General features: G+C 68.3%; 1 protein-coding gene. It reads right to left on the bottom strand.

What is annotated here, in order from left to right; genetic code table 11:
- On the bottom strand, window positions 1-4,134 hold a 4,134-nt coding region (locus AB0389_RS37635; RefSeq protein ID WP_366400093.1), incomplete at both ends, for a hypothetical protein.

The raw sequence follows: 4,134 nt of genomic DNA, 5'->3' as shown, positions 1-4,134 counted from the left end.
CTCCATCGGCAGGGCCAGCCCGACGGGCGTCGTGCCGCCGTCGGGCCCGAGGTGCTGGTCCGCCCACATGTACAGGTGCGCCGCGTCGCCCGCCAAGAAGATGCGGTCCATGTGATCGAAGCCGGATTGGGAGAGCTGTGAGCCCAACAGGACTTCGTGCAGCGAGTGCGCGTACGACATGTTCGAGCCGACCAGCCACGCCACCACGGCCTTGCGGAAGGCCAGCAGCTGCGGGTAAGTGGGACTGGCCAGATTCGCATACTCCTGGAACACCATCTGGGGCAGTGACACCTTTTTCCTGGTGATCCGCACACCGCGCAGAAGTTGCTCGTCCGTGAAAGAGCCGATGCGCGGCAGTATCCCGGAGAAGACCTGCAACATTTCCTGGGGAAGTGCCTTCTCGAAGAACTCGACCATCACCTCGGTCACGTCTGCCTTCGCACGCGGCTTTCCACCAGCGGCCTCCAGCGCGTGCACCGCGGCATCGAGCGTTTCGGGATCCCTGGCGAGCTTCTCGGCCAGAGCGATTTCGTGATCCCGGGCGTGAACCGCCCACTCCTGGAGGCTGTAGAGACTCTCGGTCCAGGCACCCTGCTCGGCGAGCGTCTCAGGGCGTACCGGGTCGATCAGCGGCCGGGGCTCGAACCGCGTGAACCGAGGGGCCGGGTTATCGAGGGTGGTCTTGAGCCCGAAGAAGGGGTTCCGAATGGTTTTTCCGCTCTCGGACTCCGCGGGATATTTAGGATTCGGGAACGCGAGCACGGTGGGGCCGGCGAAATTGTCGCGCTCGCTCCAGTCGGCGACGGCCTGTGCCACCACGGTACCGACGGCGTGGCTCTGCCCGGCCGAGCAGGCGGCCAGCACGAACGGGATGTCCGGTGACCCGAAGGAGCGCAGCAGCTGCCTCGCGAAGGCGCCGACCTGGGCGCCGCTCACCCGCTTCGCGCCGTACCGCGACGGCGTGGTGAGGTCCGTTCCGGAACCGTGCACGCTCAGCCAGCCCACCTGTCCGGGCTGCCAGGGGACCGGATGCTCCTGATCGCTGTACTTGAATACACCGTGGTACGTGCGGTAGGTGCTCGAATCCGTGACCTTGACCATCGAACCGTGGGCCGAGTCGTTGGACCCTATCAGAGCGGTGCCGATCTGTGCGCCGTCCGGGTTGCGCATCGTGCGGTTCTGGAATTCCCGGTCCCACGCCTCGGGCGACAGCGGCTGGAGGTTCTCCGTCAGCGTGACCACGACGTAACTCCGGCCGCTCCGCTCGTCACGCTCGATGCGGTAGCCCCGGTACGTGAACGCCACCACCCCGGGGTACAGCGCCTTACCCCGGTCTGTGTGACGAACCGTGGGGAGGAAGGGGGCGACCTCGCGGGCGGAGGTGTTCCCCACCTCGTACAGCACCAGGTGCTTGCCCGTGTGGTCCTCGTCGGAAGCGAGCAAGCCGTCGAGCAGAGCCGACCTGTTGAGCGACACGCTGTGCAGTGGTTCCTTACGGATGACTCCCTTCGCGTTCCCGAAGGTGTGGGGGCCGTCCACCGGCCCGGCAGCCCATTCGCCGAACCACGCCCGCTGGTGAGCCGGGATGAGCAGTTCGACCGCCTCGGACGCCAGCTCCTCGTACCCGCTGAAGGCCGGGGCGTGCCTCTCGGTCCACTCGACGGCCAGCTCGATCAGTTCGTCGCGCCATACCCGCAGTTCCTCCTCACTGCGGCCGTCCCTCCTGGCCTCGGCCATGGCCAGCCGCTGCCGGAACGCGGGGTCGGTGCGGAACAGCGCCGGGTAGCCGCCCTTCTTCTCCCAGGCTTCGACGACCAGTTCGCGGGCCGTCGGCTCCGGCAGCGGGGGCGTGGCCTCACCCTGCGAGAAGACCTTGCTGCCCGTCGGACGCACCTTGATCAGGTGTCGGTCGGGGCCCAGGACCAGATACAGACCGAGCAGGTGACCGGCCCGGAGGTTCAACACGCCGGTTATCAGCCCTTGGCGCTCCCACAGCTCCATCAGCGCCCTGCGGCGCCGGGGGGCCGGACGGCCGGCCATCACTTCCGGGGGCTGCGAGCCCTCCACGCCGATCATGTCGGCGATGCGTTCGAGTGCTCTGCGGGTTTCGGAGTCGAAGATGCTCCATGACTCGTGGAACCACCGCTCGTGCGGCTGCCGCAGCGATTCCCAGACGGGGCTACCGAATCCGTACTTGCTCTTGGACGACGCGAAGATCACTGTACTGATGGCCCGGCGAGGGTCGAGCTGAGAGTCGCTCCAGGCGTACAGCCGCGCGGCGTCGACCGGCCGGGAAGGCTCCAATTCATCACGGACGCCGGCCTTCTGTGTCGCCGCCAGCACCTCGGCCAGCGAGTGGCTCTTGAGACCCCACCCGATCAGGGCGTCGCGGAAGAGCATCGGTTCGCCCTTCGGCACGTTCAGCATGCGCCGCACGCGCATCAGGTGGGTGACCACTTCGGGCGGCTCCGCGGCGAACCAGTAACCGTACGCACGCGCCCGATCGAGGACCTCGGCGGAGTACGGGATCGTGGGGTCGGGCAGGCCGGACAGCCCGTCCGGTTTCAGCTCCGGCTTCTTGCCCCACAGCTTGCCGAGCGCCCCCGGGTGGTCGGGGTTGCCGAACACGGCATCCGCGAAGGCGTCCATCCGCTCGTCCAGGGTGGCGTCGGAGTTGTCGTCCGTCAGCCGGGTGAACTGTTTCTTTGCGGACTCAGGACGCTGACGGCTCGCGAAGAGCTTGTATGTCTCGCCGTGGAAGTGCGGTTCGTAGTAGTCGAACAGCGCCTTGAGGGTGTCGACCATTTCGAAGTGCACCGGCTCGTGGACGGAGTACACCTTTCTGAGGGCCACCTCGTATTCCCTGCTCAGCTCTTCGTACCGGTTGCGCCCCCCGGAGGGGTCGGGAGCATAGAGATGTGGGAACCGCGGCTCTACGGCCTTGATCCGCGCCGGCGCGTTCCAGTACACGTCCTGGGGGTAGTGACGGGACGACACGCTCTCCTGCCCGACCCGCGCTCCACGCGCGGAAACGGGGTCCGGCACACCCGGAAGCAGGCTGACGAAACCGGCCGGCCTGCCCCGCCTGTCCACATCGACGTGCATCCGGCCCGGCCGGCCCTCCCGCCCCGGGACCAAAGCGATCCGCGCGGGCACCAGGTGAACCGCCAGCCGGTTCCGCTCCACCAGCGGCCTCAGCCTCCCCGCCGACGCCGCCACCCCCGACCGGGTGGAACACGCGACCACCGTGATCGAGGTCAACCCCGATTCGACCACCCGGTCCGCGAACCGCCCGAACTCGGCCATATCCGCCGTCGGATCGCCGTGCCCGAACCAGTACGCACTACTGCCGTCCGTCACCGGCATCGTGCGCTGAACACCCGACACACCACCGGAGGAAGTCCGCTCCCACTGCGTGTACTCCGTGATCCCTGCCGCCTGACGCAGCGCCGGGGCACGCAGCTCGTGGTCCGCCTGGTCGAAGACCGCCTCACCGATCCAGCGACCGTGCCGGTCGGTGACCGGGCGCCGGACGTGCGGGTTGCCGGAGTTCCAGTCCGCCGCACGGGGGTAGCGGGTGCCCTCGGGCACCGGCTCGGGCATGAGCATCCCTTGGAAGGCGTACTGCGTGGGGGCTCCCTTGACGCTGTACAAGAGGGTCGTCCGCTTGCCGTCGGCATCCTCACGCAGGTGGATCTGCGCCGACGAGCCGTCCGGCGAGGGCATGACGGCCACCTCGGCCTGCGGCCACCACACCGTCTTGTCCAGCTCCCGGGCGAGGCGGCGGTTCCGCTCGGCGCGTTCCTCGCTGAGGATCGAGGACTCCGCGTCCACGTTGTCCTTGCCGGACTCCAGCAGCATGACGTGCTCGGCCGAGCCCAGGTCCAGATTCTTGCGCATCCTCTCCCGGTCGGGGCCCTCGGCACGCCCGTGGCGTGCGTAGAACACCACTCCGCCGTCGAAGACCTTCTCCATGGGCCCCTGGCGAGCCGTGTGGCCCGACTCGTGTGCCACCCACCGGACGATGTCCATCGGCGCATCCGCCAACAGCCGGTACGCCGGCTCCCGCCGGCTCCACTCCTCCGGCGTGAACTGCGCCAGCAGGGATCCCCCGCCACCGGCCCCCTTGATCCG

The sequence above is a fragment of the Streptomyces sp. NPDC093109 genome (assembly GCF_040701725.1).
Lineage (GTDB): Bacteria > Actinomycetota > Actinomycetes > Streptomycetales > Streptomycetaceae > Streptomyces.
Note: the sequence above shows the minus strand (reverse complement) of the source record. Positions and strands in the feature narration are given on the sequence as shown.